Below are 20,125 nucleotides of genomic sequence, written 5' to 3' on the forward strand. Positions count from 1 at the left end.
ATGTGCTGCCGTCACATACCGCGCAACCAGAACCGATCTAAATAACTCTGGATGTGAACGCGCAGTTATTTCTTTTCCATCACGCATTGCAGCGGATGCTGGTGCTTGCGGGCGAAGTCCATCACCTGCGTCACCTTGGTCTCGGCGATCTCGTAGGTGAATACGCCGCACTCGCCGATGCCGTGATGATGGACATGCAGCATGATCTTGGTCGCGGCCTCGATGTCCTTCTGGAAGAACTTCTCCAGCACATGGACGACGAATTCCATCGGCGTGTAGTCGTCGTTCAGGATCAGCACACGATACAGGTTCGGCCGTTTGGTCTTCGGCTTGACCTTGGTGATGACAGACGTATTCGGCCCCGTCGGTCCGCCCGAACGGTTCTCGTCATTGCTCATACGAGGAGCGTGGGCAGCGGCTTGCGCGGACAGGTCTAGTCTGAAAGTCAGGTGCGGCATGGCTCAGGCGTTCAAATTCCCCACGGAAGCGAGTGACGGTCAGCCGCGCGGCCCCGCCCTTCGGAGCTTTGCACGGGCGCGCCGCCTTGTTGGATCACCGCTTCCAACCGGTCCGGTCAAGCCCGGCTCGATTGTAGGGAATATGGGCCCGCCCCCGGCTCGCCGCAAGCGTGCAACGGTCTGGCCAATATGGTCGAGGCAGTCCCGATTCCCGGTCCGGCGATCCAGACCAAGGTTAGTCAATCCGGACCGATTTGACAAAAGTTTCGGCCGGCACCGTTTAGAACATCTTCACCAGGAATCCGGCCGTTAAGCGGCAGCGGCGATTTCGCGGGAAACCTCCGGTTTTCTACGGTCCAATCGAGCTGCCGTTCAATCGCGTGGCCCCTGGTGCGCATGCGCGTCGCCATGCTGCTCGACAACGCCGGCTCGATGGCCCAGGACGGCAAGATGTCGGCGATGCAGACGGCCGCGAAGAACCTGGTCGATCAGCTCGGTGGCCTCGTGCTCCTCGCCGGCGGTCTCGATGCGCAGAATCGCTGGTGGTACAGCAATGCCTCGCAGATCGACACGCGGCGGAAGAAGCAGCGCGACGACGCCAAGGCGAGCGGCATCGACGCGTTCTGTCCGGTGATGTCGGCGAGTCAGACCGTGTGGGGTTGACCTCGGCACGTCGCTGTCGAAGCTGCGCGTGGCGCGCTGAACCGGATCTCTGTCGCGACAAAAAAAAGCCCGGCTGAACCAGCCGGGCCTTTCGATTCCAGGAGTTCCAGAGGACGTTAGTTGGCAGCCGGGGTGAACTTCGAAACGATGGTCTCGACCGGCTTGAACGCCTGCTTGGCGAGGTCGCTGTAAAGGCCGGCGATCTTCTGCGATTCCGCAACGAAGGTCTCGTAGCTGGAACGGGCGAAGTCGGTCTGCGCTTCCACGGCCTTGTCCAGCGACTTCACGCCGGAAAGCTTCTCGACGAAGGACTTGGTGTCTTCAAACGACTTCTTGGTGTAGTCGCCATACGCGCTGGCGATCGCCTGGAGGCCATGCTGCATCGAGGTCGCGGAAGCAACGCACTGCTCGAACTGCTCTTTCCCGTAGCTCTGAAAGTCTTCAACCTTGAACATTTCGGAATCCTTTTTCCCTGGCTTTGGTCCGGAAGCCCCGGCTCCCTGACTCCGCCCAAAAATAGTGCAACGCACAAAAAAGTCAAGAATCTTGTGCGTCGCACAAAATTAGATGCAAATCGATGAGATTCCCGGGGTTTCCCGCAATGGTTCCTTAAGCTTTTGGAAACCGCGGACCCCTACCCTGATTCCCTGGACGTGTTCAGCTTCCGCGAACGGTCAAAAGCCGTTCGAGAACATCACCTTAGCCAGAACAGCGGCTCAGGCCCAACGTTTCCCCGCAGCGAACACCAGCGGAGAGACAGCCTGAGCAGGTAATGATCCCGGGTCGAGTGGGCACAATTTCGCCTCACGGGCCGGTGATCAAGTCAGAAACGGGGACGGGGTTTCATGCTTCGTAAAAACTTGTCTTCCTCGCGCTTGGCGCGGGTTGGCGTTTTCGGGCTTCTTACGGTCACCGCCGTAGTCATCTTCACCGATGCTGCCGAGGCACGGCGTCACCGGCGCAATTACGCGCACCACCGGGTGCAGCGCGATGTGTCCGACAGCTCCAGCCCGAAATTCGCATCGATCATCGTCGACGGCAATTCCGGCTCCGTGCTCCAGGCAACGAGCCCGGACGGAATCCGCCACCCCGCCTCGCTCACCAAGATCATGACGCTCTATCTGCTGTTCGAGCGCCTGGAGTCCGGCAGGATGAAGCTCGACACCGAGATGCCGGTCTCGCAGCACGCCGCCGATCAGGATCCGACCAAGCTGAACCTCCGTGCCGGCCAGACCATCCGCGTCGAGGACGCGATCAAGGGCCTCGTCACCCGCTCCGCCAACGATGCGGCCGTCGTGATCGCGGAAGCGATCGGCGGCGACGAGGACGACTTCGCCCAGATGATGACGCGCAAGGCGCGCTCGCTCGGCATGTCCAAGACGGTCTACCGCAACGCCAACGGCCTTCCCAACGACGAGCAGGTCACGACCGCGCGCGACCAGGCCACGCTCGGCCGCGCCATCCAGGAGCGCTTCCCGCGCTACTATCGCTATTTCGCGACCTCGACGTTCAATTGGCGCGGACAGTCGATCCGCAACCACAACCACCTGCTCGGCAGCGTCGAGGGCGTGGACGGCATCAAGACCGGCTACACCCGCGCCTCCGGCTTCAACCTCGTGACCTCGATGCGTCGCGGCAACCGCCACCTGATCGGCGTGGTGCTCGGCGGCCGCAGCGGCGGCTCGCGCGACGCCACCATGCGCAACCTGCTCGCGGAGAACCTCGAGAAGGGCGCCACCACCCACACCGTCGTCGCTGTCACCGAGCGCAACGGCGCAGATGCCAATACCGACGTAGCCGATGCATCGGAGACCCCGGCCCGCCCCGCTCCGCAGGTCCAGCAGGCTGCGGCCGCCCCTGCCCCCGAGACGGCCCCGCAGCGTCTCGCCTCGCGCCTGTCGGCGCTTGCGGCCGCGACCGCCGCGATGCCGCCGGCTCAAGCCAGGCCTGACACCAGCAAGCCTGAGGTTCGGCCAACTGAATCCAGGATCGAGCCCGCGCCGCTCACCAATGGCGTGATCTCAAGCCAGCCGCTCTCCATCATCCCCGGCTCGTCCGAGCCGATGAAGCCGGTCCGGGTGAAGACGGTTCAGGTCAAGGCCGGCACCGTGAAGGTTGCCTCCGCCGCCCCGGCTCAGGTCGCACCGCAGGTCACGAGCACGATTGCGGCCCGCTCCGACGTCGCGGAGACCTCCGGCGCCGTCGTCGCCCGCGCCGATCTCATCAACAAGCCCGAGATGGCGAGCCAGCCGGAAGCGCCGAAGGCCGAGCTCGCCCGCACCGAGATGCCCCGTCAGCCGGCGGGCTTCGGCACCGGCAACGGCATCCTCGGCGTGCTGCCGGCCGCAACGGCCGCCGCGCCCGCTCCGGCTGCTGCGAAGCTCGCTTCGGCCGATCCTGTGCCGCAGCCGATCCAGATGAGCGCCACCACCAAGCCGGTCGTCACCCATAGCGGCTGGATCGTCCAGGTCGGCGCACTCGAGAGCGAGAACGAAGCTCAGCAGCGCATCGACGCCGCCCGCAGCTCGGCCCGCGGCCTGCTCAGCAAGGCCGACCCGTTCACCGAGCCGGTCCTCGCCAAGGACAATCGCAAGCTTTACCGGGCCCGTTTCGCCGGGCTCGAGCGGGACCAGGCCGAAGCCGTCTGCCGCGCCCTGAAGCGCGCCGACATCTCCTGCATCACCGTCCGCAACTGATCTGTCGTACCGCTCCAATCAAAATGCCCGCGCCTTGCGCGGCATTTTTGTTTGGGGGATGCGGCGATGCCAGTTCCGCGACAACCTCTCGTCAAGGATTTACGGTTAAAACTTTACTCAAGGGATCGACCACGCCGACAAAGGCGGGCATCGGGGCGACGGCAGACAGAGCAAGCGGAGCTTACGCGGTACGGGCGTTTGTAGCGTAGTGCCGGAGTTAGCCGTTATGCGTGCGAAGCAGAGTATCCTTGGCCTCGTTCACACGGGCAGCGAGATACGTCGAGCCCCCCTGGTCGGGATGGAGTTTCTTCATCAGGGACTTGTGCGCCCGGCTGATGTCGTCGCGCCCCGCGCCCGGCTGCAGGCCAAGGATCTGATAGGCTTCCTCCGCCGTCATTTTGCCGCTCGGCGCCGTGCGGCGCTGCCGCCCTGCCGCATCGCCCTGCGCGTTCTGACGCCAAGCGGGAAACCGGCGGTCCAGATAGCTTTCAAGTAGGGCCACGCTCTCGGCGTCGAACGCCGGAGCCATCGCCAGCAGGCCAGCGAGATCGAACTCCTGGAGATCGCGCCCGGCGTGAGGACCGGCGACGATCTGGCCGGCGAGCTGACCCGAATCGTGGTCGAGCCGCATGTCCAGGAATTGCGAGCGTACGCGCGAGGCCTGTCCGGCCGGGCGCGTTGCGCCACCGCCGAACAGCCCGCCGATATTGCCGAAGCCGGCATTGGCCAGCGGCGTCCAGCCCAGAAGCCCGGCGCCGAAAATCCCGAGCGGGATCGCCACCGCCAGCTCGCCCCGCAGGCCAGTGAACGCTGCGACCGCGAGCGCCACCACGCCGCCACCGAACTTGATGGTGCGCGCCAGCACCGCCGGATTGGCGGAGCGGAACATCTGGAGCAGCAGATAAAGCGTGATAACGGCGATGGCGCCGGCGATCAGGGTCATGGCCGGAATATAGTCGCCCTCACGGCAAAATGCATGGCGTCCGTCTCCGACGCGGGCCGCTACTTCATCTGCCCGATCAGCTTGGCCGCACCGCTCGCACTCTTGGCGAGTCTCAACAGCGCCTCGCGGCCGCCGGCGGCATAAGCCGCGGCCGCGCGCAGCAGCTCGCGAAGCTGCGCCGCCGCGCCGGGATCGAACCGGCACCATGCCCCGCCGGTCAGCCGCGCGATCTCGCGAAAGGCCTGCTCGGCCACGGCGTCGGCGCCTTCCTGAAACACGAACACGGGGACCTTGAGCATGCCGAGCTCGCCGGCCTTGGCGCAGAGCTCGTCGACCTTCTCCTCCATGGCATCGCCGACGAAGACGACGGCACGCACGCCCGAGGCGACCGCCTCGCGCCGCACGTCGCTCAGCACCTTGCCGATCTGGGTGTCGCCGCCGCGACAGTCGATCTTGCTCATCAGCATCGCGAGCTTCGCGCTGTCGGAGATCCAGCCCGTGGCGCGACACTCGTTCAAGCCGCGATAATAGACGAGCCGGATGTCGAGGCTGCCGATCGCTGCGGCCTCGCGGAACATGTCCGCCTGGAGCGCGCAGGCCATGTCCCAGGTCGGCTGCCGGCTCATCGTCGCATCCAGCGCGAAAATCAGCCGCCCCTTCGCGCCGGGGGCATGCGGCGACAGCGCACGCGCCTTGGCGACGAACGCGGCGATGTCCTCCGCGGTGCTGGCTTGAGGCAGCGTGCCGCCGGTTTGGCTCGAGACGGCATCACGGCCACGCGGTTTGACGGGTTCGCCGGACATCCCTGCTCGCTTCTTGCGTGAGCGGCTAATGTGGCTAGCGCCTGCGGCCCGGTCAATGTGCAAAGCCTCCGCGGGCGGATGCCGGCGGAGGCTTTGCAGGTCGTGCAGACGATCGGAGCGGTGTCGGTGTCAACCTGTGTCGGTGTCAGCTCTTGGCAGGCGCCATCAGAGCGACCGGACCGGGCTCCAGGATATTGGGCGGGGCCGAGCGCGTATCGACGGGCGCCACGGCGCTGTCGCCGTCGCTCAGGAACTTGTCGAGCATGCTCTGGATCGAGTTCTTCGCCGCATCCGGACCGGTGTCGCGCATGTCGTTGTGCTGGAATTCGGTCTTCACGACCTGGATGCCGGCCTTCTCGCATTCCTCATCGGTCGGGATGACACCCGCGTCGGTCTTGAACTGCGGATCCTGCGAACGGAACGACAGGATCTTGAACTTGCCGGCAGTGACGAAGGGCACGCGCAGATTGTCGAGCGTGACGACCTTCTTGACCTCATCCGGATACTGCTTGGCGAAATACATCGTGATGTCGCCGCCCATGGAGTGGCCGACCATCGTCACCCTGTCGTAATCGGCGTTGGGCTGAACCTTCTTCATCTCCTGCATGGCGAGATGGATGTTGGCAACGCCGCGAAGGATCTGCGGCAACCGGCCGACATAGAGCTCACCGGGCTTGGTCACCATGGGAGGATCGGTCGGCAAATCATGCTGCGGGCTTACGACCATATAGCCGCGCGCCGCGAAGATGTTGGCGAGGAAGCCGTACTCGGTATTCTTGACGGTGTTGCCGTGATTGATCACGGCAACCGGCAGCGTGATCATGCCGGCATTGGCCTGCATTTCCTTGTCGCGGCGAACCGCGATATCGACAGGCACGGGACGATTGTCGCGCGAGGCGTCGTAGAAGGTCACGGTCTCGTGCCTGATCGCCCACTTGCTCGCCGTGACATAGGCGACGCCAAAGAGGGCACTAACCGAAACCAGAACGGCAATTCCACGCTTCATTTTCGTCCTCAGCCTCAGGCTCTTGCGGCCTGAATCCCTGTTGAAAATCGTGTTCTTCCGGGGCTCTTCGGCCCCTGGTCGCCTATTCCCTAATATATGTCACAGCCGCGTGACAGGAAGCTTAAATATTGTGAACCTTCAGCCCTTTCATTGTGCGGCGCACGCGTTTCTTGGGCATCCCGTTCTCAGGCGGCTACGTCAGGTGCAGGCTACCATCCGACGCAACCGGTCTCGATTGGCTTCAATTTCACGGTAAACACAGGGTGAAACGGCGAAGTCCGCACTCAGTTCCAGCGGGAACCGGCAGCTTCAATCGGCTGGAAGTAGCGATATACCGCCACCTCAGGCGCCGAGGATGTCGTGGACCTCGAGCGGCTTGTCGACCTGGCTGAACCACTCGGCGCGATTTGCCGCACGGCGGCGGCCACGTTCGTCGAGCGGCAGCTTGAGCTGGCGGAGCAGGCCCGTCACCTCTTCCCGCGCGGTGAGATTGCCAAGGTTGGGCCGCATGCCGAGCGTGGCCTCGTCGATCTCGTCGAGCGCGGTCAGGCCGCGCGGAAAAAATTCGCGATAGACGACGCGCTCGGCAAAGCCGTCGACGTAGCGGAAGCCGAGCCGCAGCGACAAATCCTTGAGGCCCTCGGCGACGAGCTGCTTGTTGCGGGAGCCGAGCATCGACAGGCGGTTGCGCACGACGATCCAATCGGTGCTGGAGCCGTCGAGCTGGCGCCGCTTGCGCCTGACATCCCGCACCATCTCGGCATAGTGGCTCTCGCCAGTCACTGCGTAGTTGGCGGGATCGACGGTGCCGAGCACGTCGAAATCGAGGAAGCTGTCGTTGATCGGCGTGACCAGCGTGTCGGCCATCGAGTGCGCCAAGCGCATCAGATAGCTGTCGGTGCCCGGCGTATCGATGACGATGAAGTCGAAATTGCTCTCGACCGCCGAGACCGCCTCCATGAACTGCTGGAACTCGGAATTCTCGTTCTCGGCGATCTGCATGGTCTCGCCGAGCTTGATGCAGCGGTGCACCGGCAGCTCGAGGCCGAGGCCGGTGCGGCGCGCCCAGGCGGAACGGTTGCCGATGTAGCGGGTAAAGCTCTGCTGACGGCAGTCGAGGTCGATAGTGGCGACGCGCTGGCCGGCCTTCAGCAGCGCGACCGCGATGTGCAGGGCGGTGGTCGACTTGCCGGAGCCGCCTTTTTCGTTACCGAGCACGACGACATGCGCCGAGCCGGATTGGCCTTGGCTAGCCTGCACAAGCATAGCGATCCTCAACACCCCTGATGAATATCTTCGAGTTGGCCGCGGCTGCGGTCAAGTGAAATGCGTGACAGTAAATGCAAATCGCAGCGCGCCGTGTTCGAAATGAATCACGGCACCATCTCTCGCTTGCGATTCAGCCATGTCGCGACATCGTGCGCGGCCTCGCGCGGGATGCTGTGCCGCATCCGAATGCATGGCGTCCACGATCGGCGCTTGTTAAGGTTAGTCGGCCGGGCGCCGGGACGCGCCCGCTTCCCATCCCCAACCCTGTCGAGTCCTGATGTCACGAAGCCCCTTGATCGCCCGCACGGTCCCCGCCTTGCGACGCGCCGTCGACAATCTTCGCAAGCGAAAGGCCACGATCGCGCTGGTCCCGACCATGGGGGCCCTCCATGACGGGCATGTGTCGCTGGTGCGCCTCGCCAGGCGGCGCGCGAGTCGCGTCGTGGTGTCGATCTTCGTCAACCCGACCCAGTTCGCCCCGACCGAGGACTTTGGTGCCTATCCGCGCACCTGGAAGTCTGATCTCGCCAAGCTCGCCGCCGAGGACGTCGACGTCGTCTGGCACCCCGGCGCCGAGGCGATGTATCCGGAAGGCTTTGCGACCCGCATCGTGCCGGAGGGGCCGGCGCTGGCCGGCCTCGAGGACCGCTTCAGGCCGCACTTCTTCGGCGGCGTCGCCACCGTCGTCGGCAAGCTGTTCACGCAGTGCCGGCCGGACGTCGCGATCTTCGGCGAGAAGGACTTTCAGCAGTTGCGGGTGGTGACGCAGATGGCGCGCGACCTCGACCTCGGCGTCAAGGTGACCGGCTCCCGCACGGTCCGCGAGCGCGACGGGCTCGCGATGTCTTCGCGCAACGTCTATCTTTCGCCGGAGGAGCGGCAGACCGCGACCACGCTTCACCGCGCCATGAATGACAGCGCCGGGCGCATCCGCGCCGGCGAAGCGATCGCATCCGCGATGGCGCGCGGCGCCGGGATGATCACGGCGGCCGGCTTTGCGCTCGACTATTTCGAGGCGCGCCATGCCGAGACGCTCGCGCCGGTCACCTCGCGCAAGGACGGCCCGTTGCGGATCCTGGTGGCGGCCAAGCTCGGCACGACCCGGCTGATCGACAATATCGCGGTGTAACCGCCGAGCTCGATCTTGCGCGTTCCATCGCCCGGATGGATGATCGGGGCGAGGAAACGAGCCGGCTGGCAGGGGCATGTCATTCATCCGCACGATGATCGTGAACGGCGTGCTGGCGCTTGTCGCCGCGACTGCCGCCCAGGCACAACAGCGCCCGCCGATCGGCCTGTACGGGTCGCCGCCGGATGCGATGATCTTCTACGTCGCCCATGGCCCCGCCGGGGCCTGCGGACCGGGCTGCTCCGACTGGATCGCCGCCGAGGGCACGGTGCAATGGGACAGCTACAAGCGGCTGATCGCGATTCTCGATCGCCAGGCGGGACACAAGCTACCGCTCGTCATCCATAGCTGGGGCGGCTCCAACCTCAATGTTGCGGTCAGCATGGGCCGCATCCTGCGCGACCGCCGCCTGGATGCCACCGCCGGCGCGACCGAGGTCGGGGCCTGCGCCGGCAGGCCGGAGGCGGATTGTTTTGCGCTGAAGCGCCCGGGCGGACCGCTCGACGCCAAGGTATCCTTGCCGGATCCGGCGTGCGATTTCGCGTGCGTCCTCATGCTCGCCGGCGGGGTGCATCGCAGCCTCCCGCAAGGTGCGACGGTGGTGCTGACCGGCCGTTCCATCCGCAATCGCCGCGCACCCAACGTTGCGCCCGAACAACGCGAGAGCCTGACGACGATCTTTGGCGAGCAGTATCGCAAGTACCTGCTCGAGATGGGCGTCGAGCCCGAACTGGTCGACATCATCGACGCCATCGGCGAAGGCGGACGTCCAGTCGTGATGCCGCCCTCCGACTGGGCGCGGCTGCACATCGTCACGTCGCCATGAGCGGCCGCGTCAGAGCAGTCCGAGATCGCGCAGTTCGCGCCGCATCGGCTCCGGCATCGCCGCGATCGAGCCGGCGGCCGACTTGCCGAGATCGGGCGGCACGGAATCGTCGCTGAGGTAGCGCCAGCCCTGGAACGGCCGCATCGGCCGCGGCGATACCGTGATCACCTTCGGCTGCATCACGATCCGGCAACGGCCGATGCCGTCCTTGTCGCGGAACGGCTCGATGCCGATGATCTTTTCACGCGCGGCGATCTCGCCCTTGATCACCCAGTAGAGCGATCCGCCCGCCAGGATCTCGGCGTCGCGCTTGGGCACCATGCGGGTGATGTGGATGTGATGTTGCGGCAGACCCTTCTTCTTGGCGGTCTGCATCCGTTCGGCGACCCACCCCTTCAATTCCTTGACGGAGTCGCAGCCGACGGCGAGCTTGATCAAATGTAGCGGCATGGCCCCAGCATTAGCCGGGCAGCCACGTATTTGGAATGCCGAACTATTCGTTATCCGCAGCCGCAGGAGCCGGGGCTGGGGCCGGCGGGGCGAGCGGAACCGGTGCTGCGGCCGGCGCACGCGCGGCCTTCGGCGCCGGCGGCTTCTTCGCAGCCGGCGCCGCAGGAGCAGCAGCCTGCGCCGAGGTCGGAGCGGACGCGCGCGGCGCCGAGGCTGCGCCTCCGGCAGGCGCCGCCTGTCGCACCGCCGCCGTGGGCGGCTCCGGATTCATGATGCTCACCGGCGGCGTCGAAGACGCGCTCGGGAACTCCGCATTGGTCGGCCTGCCCGTCGGCATCGATGGCGGCATCCCGGCAAGCGCCGCGGTGGCCGGCATCGCCGGGGCCGTTGCGGGCGCGTTCCAGCCCGGCGCATAGCGTGCGACCAGCGTGTCGTAGAGATGGGAATCCATGTTGGCGGCGACCCGCTGCTGATCGGTCAGCGAGCGGAAGGCGGGGCAGTCGAACTGCGTGCAGCCGTCGCGCGCAACCAGCACCTGCGCGACGAGGCCGTAGCGATCGCGCTCCAGCGCCTTGCGCAGCACCTTCATGTCCAGCGTCAGGCTCTTCTCGGCGGTCGCGGCATCGCCGAGCGCGGTGAGCCGGTCGATCCGTGCGGCGGTGTAGGAGACGGCCGCAGCCGCCGCGTCAGGCGAGCCGAACAGCGCCTTCTCGCAACCAATCGCCACGGCATTGCCGGCGAGATCGTCGAGACAGGACAGCGCCGGCAGGCTGGCGACGACCGCGCTCTGCGCGCGCGCCTCGCCGGGCGGCGCCGCCTCCGCCGGACCATAGACGCGCACGGTGGCAGCCACGGCGATGGCAATGGAAAGCAGCGTGATGACGGTCAGCGCGCCGTTGGCAACCGACCTTTCGGCGCGCACCAGCGTAATCAGGAGAATCAGGCCGAGGAAGCCGGCGGCTACCAGGATCATCCACATCGGAAAGGCCTGCGGGCGCGAGATTTGGTCGAACGAAGTGGCCCATGCCCAGTTCATGCGCGACGTCCCTCACGCGAGCAAAGAGCGAATGGTCAAAGCGAGCCCCCGCGAGTCGGCAACTGCCCCCGGTTCACCATGTCGAGGCGAAGGGGGCCTTTTGACGGCGAGCGAAGCGAATTCCTTCGCGATGTCAACGCGCGGCACCGTCATCCGTCAGGATTGGGCGAGCTGGCTTTCCTTGGCGACGCGCTCGAACGCTTCAGTCGAACTCTTGATGCGGTACTGGCAGTCGTCGCCATCCGTCGGCAGCAGGCGGATGATCTCGTATGAGCCACTCGCAGCCGGGCGCGCGACGTTGCTGGCAGTGAACAGTACGCGCGTTCCCACGGGGAATTTATGCTTCAACGCCCATCTCCATGACTCAAACAGCGCCGGCCGTGCCCAGGGTCCCACTGCGTCGGACCGGCTGAAAACCCGGCGTGACATATAGCACGCAATGCGGCGTTTTGGCCAGCGGTATACAGGCATGGCAAATAGGCCGATCCGGCAGTATTTTCAGGACGATAGTGCGGGAACCGGTGGGTGGAGGATACCGCTGGAACCGGCTCCCTCAGACGGTGTGGGGCAGATGCCCCTCCGGGCTTGCCTGGTCCACGGCCTTGGGCACTTCCTGGGCCAGAATCTGGCCGAGCTGATCGACCGGGATGTTGTAGCGCGCCGCAAGCTGCCGAACCGTGTCGCTGCCGAGCACCGCGCGGAGCTGGTCGGCCGAGATCGGCAGGTTCTGGCCATTACCGAGCCAGGATTTAACCTGGTCACCGAAGCCGGACTGCTGGAGCTTCGCGACGATTGCGCTGAGGCCGCCCTGATTGTTGCTGCCGAGCACCTCGTTCAACACCGCCGGCAGGACCGCGGCGCCAAGCTGGCCGAGCGCGCTACGAAGCGCGGGGTTGTTTTCCAGCGAGTCCAGAATTCCCATGCCCCTGCCCTCTCCCAAACGGTCCTTCCACCGCGATTGAGCGCCGCCAGCCTGCACATCGTCAAGCGGCGCCCGATCACATTCGCGGGTCAGACGTTCTCGAATTTCTCGATGACGAGCGTTTCGGCGATTCCGTCGCGGGTCCATTCCTGGAACGCCGGCAACGTCATCATCGTGTCCATGTAGGCCCTGGTCTCCGGCGTGACCTCGATCGCGTAGGTGCGGAAACGGTGCACGACCGGGGCGTACATCGCATCCGCCGCACCGAAGCGGCCGAACAGGAACGGTCCCTTGGCGCCGTAGCGCGCCCGGCACTCCCGCCAGATCTCCTGCACGCGCGCGACGTTGGCCCTGGCGTCCGCCGACAGCGTCACGGCGCCCACGGGGCGGTGCAGGTTCATGCCGCATTCGTTGCGCAAGGCCATGAAGCCGGAATGCATCTCGGCGCACACCGAACGGGCGTGCGCGCGGGCGGCGACATCGTCGGGCCACAGCTTCACGTCCGGATAGCGCTCGGCGAGGTACTCGATGATGCTGAGCGAATCCCACACCGTGATGTCGCCGTCGACCAGCACCGGCACCTTGCCGGCGCGGCTGAAGGACAGGATCCGATCCTTGTCCGCAGGATTATCCGTGTAGAGCGGAATGACGGTCTCGACGAACGGGATGTCATTGGCGCGCAGTGCAAGCCATGGCCGCATCGACCATGACGAGTAGTTCTTGTTTCCGATCGCGAGCTTGAGCGCTGCCATGTCGCTGGTCCTTCCCTAGGTCCTTTGGATGCGGCTGCTTTTAGCGCCATCGCCTGCCGCCAATCAATCGTTGCCGCACCCGGCCGCGCGTGGCAATCGTTGCGATCTTCGCGAGGAGTGAGACATGGGCAGGCATTGGGTCGACATCACCGCGGTCGGCTTCTTCATCATCGAATGGCTGGTCTATGCCCTGACGCTGGAGCACTCGGCCTATGGCCGCGACAGCCTGTCGGCGCGCATGAACCGCTATCGCGAGGTCTGGGTCCGCCGCCTGCTCGACCGCGACACCCGCATGGTCGACATGCAGATCATGGCCTCGCTCCAGAACGGCACCGCCTTCTTCGCTTCCACCAGCCTGTTCGCGCTCGGCGGCGCGCTGGCACTGCTGCATGCCACCAACGACGCTATCACCATCCTCGCCAAGCTGCCGATCGATCTCAGCCCCTCGCCCGCGCTGTGGGAGCTGAAATGCGTCGGCCTCGTGCTGATCTGCGTCTACGCCTTCTTCAAATTCGCCTGGGCCTATCGCCTGTTCAATTATGTCGCGATCCTGTTCGGCGGCATGCCGCCGGCTGACCGGCGCGACACGCCCGAGGCCGAGGCCCACGTCATCCGCACCTCGCGCCTGTTCGAATCCGCCGGCCGCCACTTCAACCGCGGCCAGCGCGCCTTCTTCTTCGCACTCGGTTATCTCGGCTGGTTCGTCAGCCCCTGGGTGCTGTTCGTGACCACCGCGGCGGTCGTGATCGTGACCTGGCGAAGGCAGTTCGCGTCCAGTGCCTGGGCGGCGATGGCGCCGGAGGAGATGGATGGTACGGAGACGCGGAAGCGCGGTTCTTGAGGCATCTGCTGCGCGCGAGCGAAGGGTGGCACGCGTTTTCTCCACACCGTCACTACGAGCGCAGCGAAGCACTCCAGAATCTTTTCACGGTGACAGTCCGGATTGCTTCGCTATGTTCGCAATGACGACGCGACTGGCTCCGTCATCCCAAGGCGCGAGGCTCGCCCACTCGGCGATATCCCGGCCTACTTCCTGCGCATCGTCCCGGACCGGCAATCGAATCTGGCCACAGGCCGATCCATCTGCCAGAGCTCCACGTCGCGACCGTCGACGAGCCGCTCCGCGGAGCTGATCGCGGCTTCGTCGTCGATGCAATCCATGTGGATCATTCTGATGGGACGATCGTGTAGTCCCACGATCAATGCACGGTAAGCGGACATTTTTGTCTCCAGGCAAGGCGCGATAGCAAGCGCGGGCCGGAAGAATGGCGCTGACGGCATTTGAATGCGATGGGGGGTGCATCGTCTGTTTATAAGCGCGACATAAGTTTCCGGCAGCGCGGGGCCGAGGCCGGTCCTATGCCGATCCTATGCAACCGCGATCGCGCCAATCTCGAAATCATACAGCATCCGGCACCATATCCGCTCCGTCGCGCAAGCTCGCGCGGCGTAGCGAACTGGTGAAATGATGTCGAACTCAGGGGTCAGCGACAGGATCATCGATCCGATGATGGCCATCGCGAACTGCTCGACGCGGCAACGCATCGTCGTGGTCGGCGCGAAGAGCATGGAATTGGTGATTGAGCTGCATCGTCGCGGATATCTGCTGGCGGCGGCGGCAGGTAATTGCGGCCGGCCGGCAGGTCAATATGAAGTCGCGCTCGTGGATTGGCGGCGACGCACGCTTCACGCACTCGATGCGACAGTGGATTGGCTCGACGATTTCCTGAGCCCCCGCGCCGTGCTGGTGATCTGGCTCGACGCGCAGAAGGCAGCTGCGAAGGACACTCTTCGTGCCGCAGTGACGAAGCGCGGCTTCGTCGTCCTGCAAGGCGCCGAGCATCCATGTGGCAGCGTGCTTCTGGCGCGGCGCTCGGAGGCCATCCCCCTTCGGCAGGCAGCGTGAACATCCACCCGAACTCATGGATTTGATCCGATGCCAAAATCGAAAATTCGACGCGCCGTCATTCGCGAGTGGATGGCTCTCGCACCGGCGCAGCGACGCTCCGCCGATCAGGCCGGCGCGTTTGCACGGCGCACCATCGAAGGACATAGCTTGCCACGCAGCCGGAGAACGCCGCAGGCCGTAATCATGGCATGGTTGAAGCCGCGAACCGGGAGGCCTTAGCTCGCAGGATGGGTACGAGCCGCCTACCCTCCGCCAAAATCCCGCGGCGAGAACGGCAGGTCCAAGATCTTCCATTCACCATACTTGTCGGGCGGCAGCATCTTGTAGGGCTGGCAGGCCTGGAGCGCTGCGGTCGCGGATTTCACGATGGCCACGCCCTTCGCGGATGGCGGAGCTTCGATCAGGATCGGCGGGCGCGCCAGCGTGCCGTCGGTGGCGAACACCGTGCGCAGCTTGATGTTGACGTTATCGGTCGGGTCGACCCCGGCCGGCAGCTTGGCGCAGCTCTTCAGGTGGCGACGCAGCGCGGCGATGACCTCGGGTGGCAGCTTGGCTGCGATCGAATCCTTGGCATCGCCGCCATCGTCCTTGGGGGCGTCTTTCGGCAGCTCCGGCGGCAATTCCGGCGGCAGGCCCAGCATGACACCGTACTTGACCGTCACGTCAGGCTCCGGCGCCTGATAGGCCGGCGGCGCGGCCTGTGGCTGCTGCATCGCTTGTGGCGGCGGCTGTTGCGACGGCGGCCGCGGCATCGCCTGGGGCGGCGGTTGTTGCTGGGGTTGCGGAGGCGGCTGTTGCGACGGCTGCGGCTGTTGAGGCTGCGGCTGCACATTGGCCTCCCGCTGCTTCGGTGCCTGTGAGGGTTGCGGCTGCGGCTGTTTCTGCTGCGGTTCAGGCGAGGCCTGCGGCGACGGCGCCGCGGCCTGCTGCTGGGTCGCAGGCTTCGGCGCGGGTTCCGCCTTGTCCTTGTCGGTGAAATCCAGCTTCGGCAGTTTCAGGTCCGGCAGCGGCTCCGGCGGCTTCTCCTTCGCCTGCTCCTGAGCCTTCTCCTCGGCCTTGGCCTTGGCCTCCTCCTCCTTCACCTGCTCCGGCGTGACGATGTCCACCGAAACGGTCTCGGGCGCCGCGGCGTGAAACGGATGGACTTCGCTGATCAGGATGATCAGCGCCACCAGCGTCAGATGCGCGACCGCCGACGCTGCAATGTCCGTCCGTATGATCTTCCGCAGTTCCATCGATCGATCTTGGGTTGCCACGCCGGTCCTAGCATACAGCGGCCCCCTCTCAATCCCATTTTGGCGCGAAGCCGAAATCGGTCAGGCGGCCCTTGGGATTTGCCAGCGCGGCGATCTGGGCCATCTCGTCGTCCGAGAGCTCGAAATCGAAAATATCGATGTTTTCCGACAGACGTTCGACGCGCGAGGTGCGCGGGATCGCAGCGACATTCTGTTGCACCAGCCAGCGCAGGCAGATTTGTGCCGGCGTCTTGCGATGCGCGCGGCCGAGCGCAGCGAGCGTCTGGTCGGCCTTGACGCGGCCCCTGGCGATCGGGCTGTAGGCGACCAGCGCGAGGCCATGCTGGTCGCAGGCTCCCCTCACCTTCGTCTGGTCGAGATAAGGATGATATTCGACCTGGTTGCAGACGAGTGGCTCCGGCGACAGCGCCACCGCCTGCTCGGTCAGCGCCACGGTGAAATTGGAAACGCCGATGTGGCGGGTCAGGCCCATGCGCTTGGCATGCGACAGCGCACCCAGCGTCTCCTCCAGCGGCACGTGCGAATTGGGCCAGTGCAGCAGCAGGAGATCGACGGAGGAGAGCCGCATCCGGGCGAGGCTCTCCTTGACCGAGCGTTCGAGATCATGAGGCGCGAAATGGTTGGTCCAGACCTTTGTCGTGAGGAAGATGTCGTCGCGGCGCACGCCGGAGCCGCGCAGGCCGTCGCCGACCTCGCGCTCATTGTCGTAGACCTGCGCAGTGTCGATGTGGCGATAGCCGAGCCGCAGCGCCTGCTCGACCACGCGGCCGCAAGCGCGCCCGCTCAGCTCCCAGGTCCCGAGCCCGATCGCCGGTATCCTTGCGCCATTGGCCTCGACGAACAGCATGAGGAATCCTCTCTGTTGCGATCGCCTCAAAACATCATCCGGGCGCCATTATGGACCCGGCCCATGACACTGCCAACGGACGACGCCGGCGCCGGGCCGGATATTCAGCGCAATGCTAACGGGAGGTTCGCGCTTGGCCCTGACGTCAGGCTTTGGCGAGCGCCTGGAATACGGTGTCCGGCGCATGCGCAATCACGGCGAGCAGCGCGCGGGCGGGTCCTCGCGGGGCGCGCTTGCCCTGCTCCCAGTTGCGGATCGTCTCGACGGGAACGCCGAGCTTGGCGGCGAACTCCATCTGGGTGAGGCAGGCGCGACGGCGCAGAGCGCGCACGGCGAGCGAGCTGGCATCATCGCCAGGGGCGGCATTGGCCGCCGCCTGGACCGGCAACGGCTGGACTGGAAATGACTGGACCGGAAGCTCCTGCCCATCCCGCAACTCGACGACCCGTCCGTCCGCCTTCAGCCGCAACCGCATGTTCATTCCCCCAAGCACGGGCAATGATGCGGCAGGTCGCTTAAGTTCGGATTAAAGATGATGGTGGGCGAAGACGGTCTCGTGCTCCGGACGCAGCGCAGCGCGCAGCGGTGCGCTGCTGAGCCTGGGCCAATTTCGCCACCACGTGCCGTGCTGCTTTCTGGGTCGCGGTTCTGCGCAGCAACGCGAAGGGCGTTGCAGCGCGCCCGGGACACGCGAGGGCATAGCGCGCCTTACCTCAACCCGAACCACAGCGTCGCGATGCCGAGGAAGGAGAAGAAGCCGACGACGTCGGTCACCGTAGTGACGAACGTGCCTGACGCGACCGCCGGATCGGCCCTGACACGTTCGAGCGCCATCGGGATCAGGATGCCGCCGAGCGCGCCGGCGACGAGGTTGCAGATGATCGCAAGCCCGATGACGATGCCGAGGCCCGGGATCTTGAACCAGGCCACCGCCGCGATGCCCGTGATCAAGGCGAAGGCAAGGCCGTTGACGAGCCCGACCAGGCCTTCGCGCATCACCACGCGCCAGGCGTTGGAGGAGCCGAGCTCGCGCGTCGCAAGCGCGCGCACCGCGACCGTCATGGTCTGGGTCGCTGCATTGCCGCCCTGGCTCGCGACGATCGGCGCCAGCACCGCGAGCGCGACCATCTTCTCCAGCTGCCCCTCGAACAGGCCCAGCACTGAGGATGCAAGAAAGGCGGTGGCGAGATTGACCAGCAGCCAGTTGAACCGCGCCCGCGCAATGGTGAACACCGTGTCGGAGAGTTCTTCGTCGCTGTTGACGCCGCCGAGCGCCTTGAGGTCCTCGTCCGCCTCCTCCTCGATCACGTCGACGACGTCGTCGACGGTGATGACGCCGACCAGGCGATCCTGGGTGTCGAGCACCGGTGCCGCGACGAGATTGTACTTGCCGAACATGCGCGCCACCTCCTCCTGGTCCTCCAGGACGGAGACGCGACGGCGATCCTCGTCGGTCAGCTCGGCAAGCGCGACGGGGCGGCGGGCGCGGAGCAGGACGTCGAGCGAGACCGCACCCTGCCAGTGCTGGTCCTTGTCCACGACGTAGATCTCGTAGAAGCGGTCGGGCAGATCCGGCGTCTCGCGCATGTAGTCGATCGCCTGGCCGACGGTGAAATCCTGCGGCACCGCGATGAACTCGGTCTGCATCCGGCGGCCGGCGGAATTTTCGGGATAAAGCAGGCTGCGCTCGAGCGCGACGCGCTCCTGCAACGGCAGCTTCTCGAGGATTTCCTCCTGCTCCGCCTCGTCCAAGGTTTCCAGCAGCTCGACCGCGTCATCGGATTCGAGCTCGCGGACGCCTTCCGCGACGGTCTCCGGCGGCAGCTCCTCGAGGATCTCCTCGCGCACGCCCTCGTCGAGTTCGTTCAGCGCCGAGAAGTCGAAGTCGCGCCCGGTCAGCTCGACCAGGCGAACGCGGTGGTCGGGCGCGAGAGCTCCGATCAGATCGCCGAGATCGGCCTCGTGCAGCTCGGCGATGCAGGCGCGCAGCGCGGCGCTGTCGCCGGCCTCGATCGCATGGGCAATCTCCTCGACGAATTCGTGACGAATTTCGCCGTCTTCATTGCGCATCGGAACGTGGTCGAGTACCGAGGCCTCGGCGGATGGGGCACCGTCCATATGTTCATCCATGGCGCGCCTCGCCGTTTGACAGGTTGGAACGAGTGGTCTGAGCTGACGGTCAGGCAATACCCACAAGCGAACTGCGAGCGCAATGGCAAAGATGCTTCGGCTGAAATGGATGTCGATCCCGGTGGGCGCGGTCTTCGCGGGCCTCATCGGCATCGCCTCTTCGGAGGCCGCGGACTGCCCGCGCCAGGACGCGCTCGGCACCTCGCGCGTTCTGAGTGTCGACGCCAAGACCACGCCGCGCGTGGGCCTGAAGAGCTTTCCGCAGACGCTGCCGCTCGCCGATCACGAGGTCGTGCTGACCTTCGACGATGGCCCGCATCCGCCGACGACGTCGAAGGTGCTGGCGGCGCTGGCGCAGGAATGCGTGCGCGCCACCTTCTTCCTGATCGGCCTTCACGCCTCCGAACATCCTGACATGGTCAAGCGCATCGCGCGCGAGGGCCACACTGTCGGCCACCACACCTGGTCGCACCCCTTCATGGCACGGATCCCGTTCGAGAAGGCGAAGAACGAGATCGACCGCGGCATCGCCGCCGACGAGACGGCGCTCAAAGGCGTGTCGACGACGACGCCCTCGACGCCGTTCTTCCGCTTCCCCTATTTCGAGGGGACGCCAGCGCAGCTCGACCTGCTCCAGTCACGCGGCATCGTCGTGTTCGGGGCCGACCTCTGGGCCAGCGACTGGAACGAGATGACGCCGGAGCAGGAATTGAAGCTCGTCACCGAGCGCCTCGCCGCCGCCGGCAAGGGCATCATCCTCTTCCACGACCCCAAGGCACGCACGGCCGCGATCATGCCGGCCTTCCTGCGGTACCTCAGGGACAACGGCTATCGCGTCGTTCACGTCGTGCCGGCGGGCACATCACAGAAGAGCGCCGATGCGCATTGATGCCGTAATGTCACGGCGGTGCAAAATGGGGTGATTTGGGCCCTATTAACAGTCTGTTCATGCTACGGCATGCAAGGATGTAGAGGGTATTGCGCCTGAACCGTTTCTGGGCGTCTCCGACCAATTAAGGCGGCAGTCGCG

24 protein-coding genes are annotated in these 20,125 nt (G+C 65.4%); 7 read left to right on the forward strand and 17 right to left on the reverse strand.

Translation table 11 applies throughout. From position 1 onward, the window contains the following. Positions 1–65: 65 nt before the first annotated feature. A complete protein-coding gene (gene clpS / locus AB7535_RS18715) occupies positions 66–398 on the reverse strand; it encodes an ATP-dependent Clp protease adapter ClpS (protein WP_014494655.1) in 333 nt (110 codons plus the stop codon). A 450-nt stretch (positions 399–848) separates the two neighbouring features. Here clpS and AB7535_RS18720 point away from each other — a divergent pair, with 450 nt between their 5' ends. Continuing rightward, the gene (locus AB7535_RS18720) at positions 849–1,121 is read left to right on the forward strand and encodes a hypothetical protein (RefSeq protein WP_354078261.1); all 273 of its coding nucleotides are present in this window, start codon (positions 849–851) and stop codon (positions 1,119–1,121) included. Positions 1,122–1,237: 116 nt separating this feature from the next. Here AB7535_RS18720 and AB7535_RS18725 read toward each other — a convergent pair whose 3' ends face one another. Continuing rightward, positions 1,238–1,576 (reverse strand): phasin family protein, encoded by a 339-nt coding sequence (locus tag AB7535_RS18725; RefSeq protein WP_014494653.1) that lies wholly within the window; start codon positions 1,574–1,576, stop codon positions 1,238–1,240. Positions 1,577–1,966: 390 nt separating this feature from the next. Here AB7535_RS18725 and AB7535_RS18730 point away from each other — a divergent pair, with 390 nt between their 5' ends. Beyond that, on the forward strand, positions 1,967–3,817 hold the full coding sequence (locus AB7535_RS18730; RefSeq protein WP_354078221.1) for a D-alanyl-D-alanine carboxypeptidase: 1,851 nt from the start codon (positions 1,967–1,969) through the stop codon (positions 3,815–3,817). Positions 3,818–4,034: 217 nt separating this feature from the next. Here AB7535_RS18730 and AB7535_RS18735 read toward each other — a convergent pair whose 3' ends face one another. From AB7535_RS18735 to AB7535_RS18750, 4 genes are all read right to left on the reverse strand, one after another. Continuing rightward, the gene (locus tag AB7535_RS18735) at positions 4,035–4,760 is read right to left on the reverse strand and encodes a DnaJ domain-containing protein (RefSeq protein WP_063982763.1); all 726 of its coding nucleotides are present in this window, start codon (positions 4,758–4,760) and stop codon (positions 4,035–4,037) included. A 59-nt stretch (positions 4,761–4,819) separates the two neighbouring features. After that, on the reverse strand, positions 4,820–5,563 hold the full coding sequence (locus tag AB7535_RS18740; protein WP_439036742.1) for a VWA domain-containing protein: 744 nt from the start codon (positions 5,561–5,563) through the stop codon (positions 4,820–4,822). 145 nt (positions 5,564–5,708) lie between these two features. Beyond that, positions 5,709–6,569, reverse strand: coding sequence for an alpha/beta fold hydrolase (locus AB7535_RS18745; RefSeq protein WP_063982761.1), 861 nt, complete (start codon positions 6,567–6,569; stop codon positions 5,709–5,711). Positions 6,570–6,911: 342 nt separating this feature from the next. Next, on the reverse strand, positions 6,912–7,835 hold the full coding sequence (locus AB7535_RS18750; protein WP_439036743.1) for a division plane positioning ATPase MipZ: 924 nt from the start codon (positions 7,833–7,835) through the stop codon (positions 6,912–6,914). A 280-nt stretch (positions 7,836–8,115) separates the two neighbouring features. Between AB7535_RS18750 and panC the strand changes: the two genes are divergently transcribed. Together panC and AB7535_RS18760 are read left to right on the forward strand one after the other, a co-directional pair. Next, complete coding sequence (gene panC, locus AB7535_RS18755; RefSeq protein WP_354078216.1) at positions 8,116–8,967, forward strand: pantoate--beta-alanine ligase; 852 nt, start codon at positions 8,116–8,118, stop codon at positions 8,965–8,967. Positions 8,968–9,043: 76 nt separating this feature from the next. Continuing rightward, the gene (locus tag AB7535_RS18760) at positions 9,044–9,793 is read left to right on the forward strand and encodes a hypothetical protein (protein ID WP_081369242.1); all 750 of its coding nucleotides are present in this window, start codon (positions 9,044–9,046) and stop codon (positions 9,791–9,793) included. 9 nt (positions 9,794–9,802) lie between these two features. Here AB7535_RS18760 and AB7535_RS18765 read toward each other — a convergent pair whose 3' ends face one another. From AB7535_RS18765 to AB7535_RS18785, 5 genes are all read right to left on the reverse strand, one after another. After that, on the reverse strand, positions 9,803–10,243 hold the full coding sequence (locus AB7535_RS18765; RefSeq protein WP_028150535.1) for a DUF1489 family protein: 441 nt from the start codon (positions 10,241–10,243) through the stop codon (positions 9,803–9,805). A 43-nt stretch (positions 10,244–10,286) separates the two neighbouring features. Beyond that, positions 10,287–11,279: a hypothetical protein gene (locus tag AB7535_RS18770; protein ID WP_354078213.1), complete on the reverse strand. Its 993-nt coding sequence runs from the start codon at positions 11,277–11,279 to the stop codon at positions 10,287–10,289. Positions 11,280–11,435: 156 nt separating this feature from the next. Next, positions 11,436–11,627, reverse strand: coding sequence for a hypothetical protein (locus tag AB7535_RS18775; RefSeq protein ID WP_014494643.1), 192 nt, complete (start codon positions 11,625–11,627; stop codon positions 11,436–11,438). A gap of 205 nt (positions 11,628–11,832) precedes the next feature. Further along, positions 11,833–12,201: a YidB family protein gene (locus AB7535_RS18780; protein WP_354078211.1), complete on the reverse strand. Its 369-nt coding sequence runs from the start codon at positions 12,199–12,201 to the stop codon at positions 11,833–11,835. Between the two features lie 89 nt (positions 12,202–12,290). Next, positions 12,291–12,953: a glutathione S-transferase family protein gene (locus tag AB7535_RS18785; RefSeq protein ID WP_439036744.1), complete on the reverse strand. Its 663-nt coding sequence runs from the start codon at positions 12,951–12,953 to the stop codon at positions 12,291–12,293. 124 nt (positions 12,954–13,077) lie between these two features. On the opposite strand from AB7535_RS18785, the gene AB7535_RS18790 reads away from it, so the two are divergent. Continuing rightward, the gene (locus tag AB7535_RS18790; RefSeq protein WP_354078207.1) at positions 13,078–13,794 is read left to right on the forward strand and encodes a DUF599 domain-containing protein; all 717 of its coding nucleotides are present in this window, start codon (positions 13,078–13,080) and stop codon (positions 13,792–13,794) included. 185 nt (positions 13,795–13,979) lie between these two features. Here the strand turns inward: AB7535_RS18790 and AB7535_RS18795 are convergent, their stop codons facing one another. Both AB7535_RS18795 and AB7535_RS18800 read right to left on the reverse strand, forming a co-directional pair. Further along, entirely contained in the window at positions 13,980–14,174 is a 195-nt protein-coding gene (locus AB7535_RS18795) for a hypothetical protein (protein WP_028150530.1), read from the reverse strand. Positions 14,175–14,321: 147 nt separating this feature from the next. Next, positions 14,322–14,471, reverse strand: coding sequence for a hypothetical protein (locus tag AB7535_RS18800; RefSeq protein ID WP_161495942.1), 150 nt, complete (start codon positions 14,469–14,471; stop codon positions 14,322–14,324). Between AB7535_RS18800 and AB7535_RS18805 the strand changes: the two genes are divergently transcribed. Next, positions 14,461–14,859, forward strand: a complete 399-nt coding sequence (locus AB7535_RS18805; RefSeq protein WP_135214881.1) for a hypothetical protein — start codon at positions 14,461–14,463, stop codon at positions 14,857–14,859. The two genes, AB7535_RS18800 and AB7535_RS18805, sit on opposite strands and share 11 nt — an antisense overlap. 245 nt (positions 14,860–15,104) lie before the next feature. Here the strand turns inward: AB7535_RS18805 and AB7535_RS18810 are convergent, their stop codons facing one another. The 4 genes from AB7535_RS18810 to mgtE all read right to left on the reverse strand — a co-directional run bounded on the left by AB7535_RS18810 (position 15,105) and on the right by mgtE (position 19,095). Continuing rightward, a complete protein-coding gene (locus tag AB7535_RS18810; RefSeq protein WP_354078204.1) occupies positions 15,105–16,097 on the reverse strand; it encodes a hypothetical protein in 993 nt (330 codons plus the stop codon). A 49-nt stretch (positions 16,098–16,146) separates the two neighbouring features. Then, a complete protein-coding gene (locus AB7535_RS18815; RefSeq protein WP_354078202.1) occupies positions 16,147–16,965 on the reverse strand; it encodes an aldo/keto reductase in 819 nt (272 codons plus the stop codon). Positions 16,966–17,110: 145 nt separating this feature from the next. Next, positions 17,111–17,446, reverse strand: a complete 336-nt coding sequence (locus AB7535_RS18820; RefSeq protein ID WP_354078200.1) for a helix-turn-helix domain-containing protein — start codon at positions 17,444–17,446, stop codon at positions 17,111–17,113. Positions 17,447–17,673: 227 nt separating this feature from the next. Further along, positions 17,674–19,095, reverse strand: coding sequence for a magnesium transporter (mgtE, locus tag AB7535_RS18825; RefSeq protein WP_439036745.1), 1,422 nt, complete (start codon positions 19,093–19,095; stop codon positions 17,674–17,676). An 82-nt stretch (positions 19,096–19,177) separates the two neighbouring features. On the opposite strand from mgtE, the gene AB7535_RS18830 reads away from it, so the two are divergent. Beyond that, positions 19,178–19,984 (forward strand): polysaccharide deacetylase family protein, encoded by an 807-nt coding sequence (locus AB7535_RS18830; RefSeq protein ID WP_439036746.1) that lies wholly within the window; start codon positions 19,178–19,180, stop codon positions 19,982–19,984. Positions 19,985–20,125 lie beyond the last annotated feature (141 nt).

Source organism: Bradyrhizobium sp. 956_D2_N1_4 (genome assembly GCF_052076025.1).
GTDB classification, from domain to species: domain Bacteria; phylum Pseudomonadota; class Alphaproteobacteria; order Rhizobiales; family Xanthobacteraceae; genus Bradyrhizobium; species Bradyrhizobium barranii.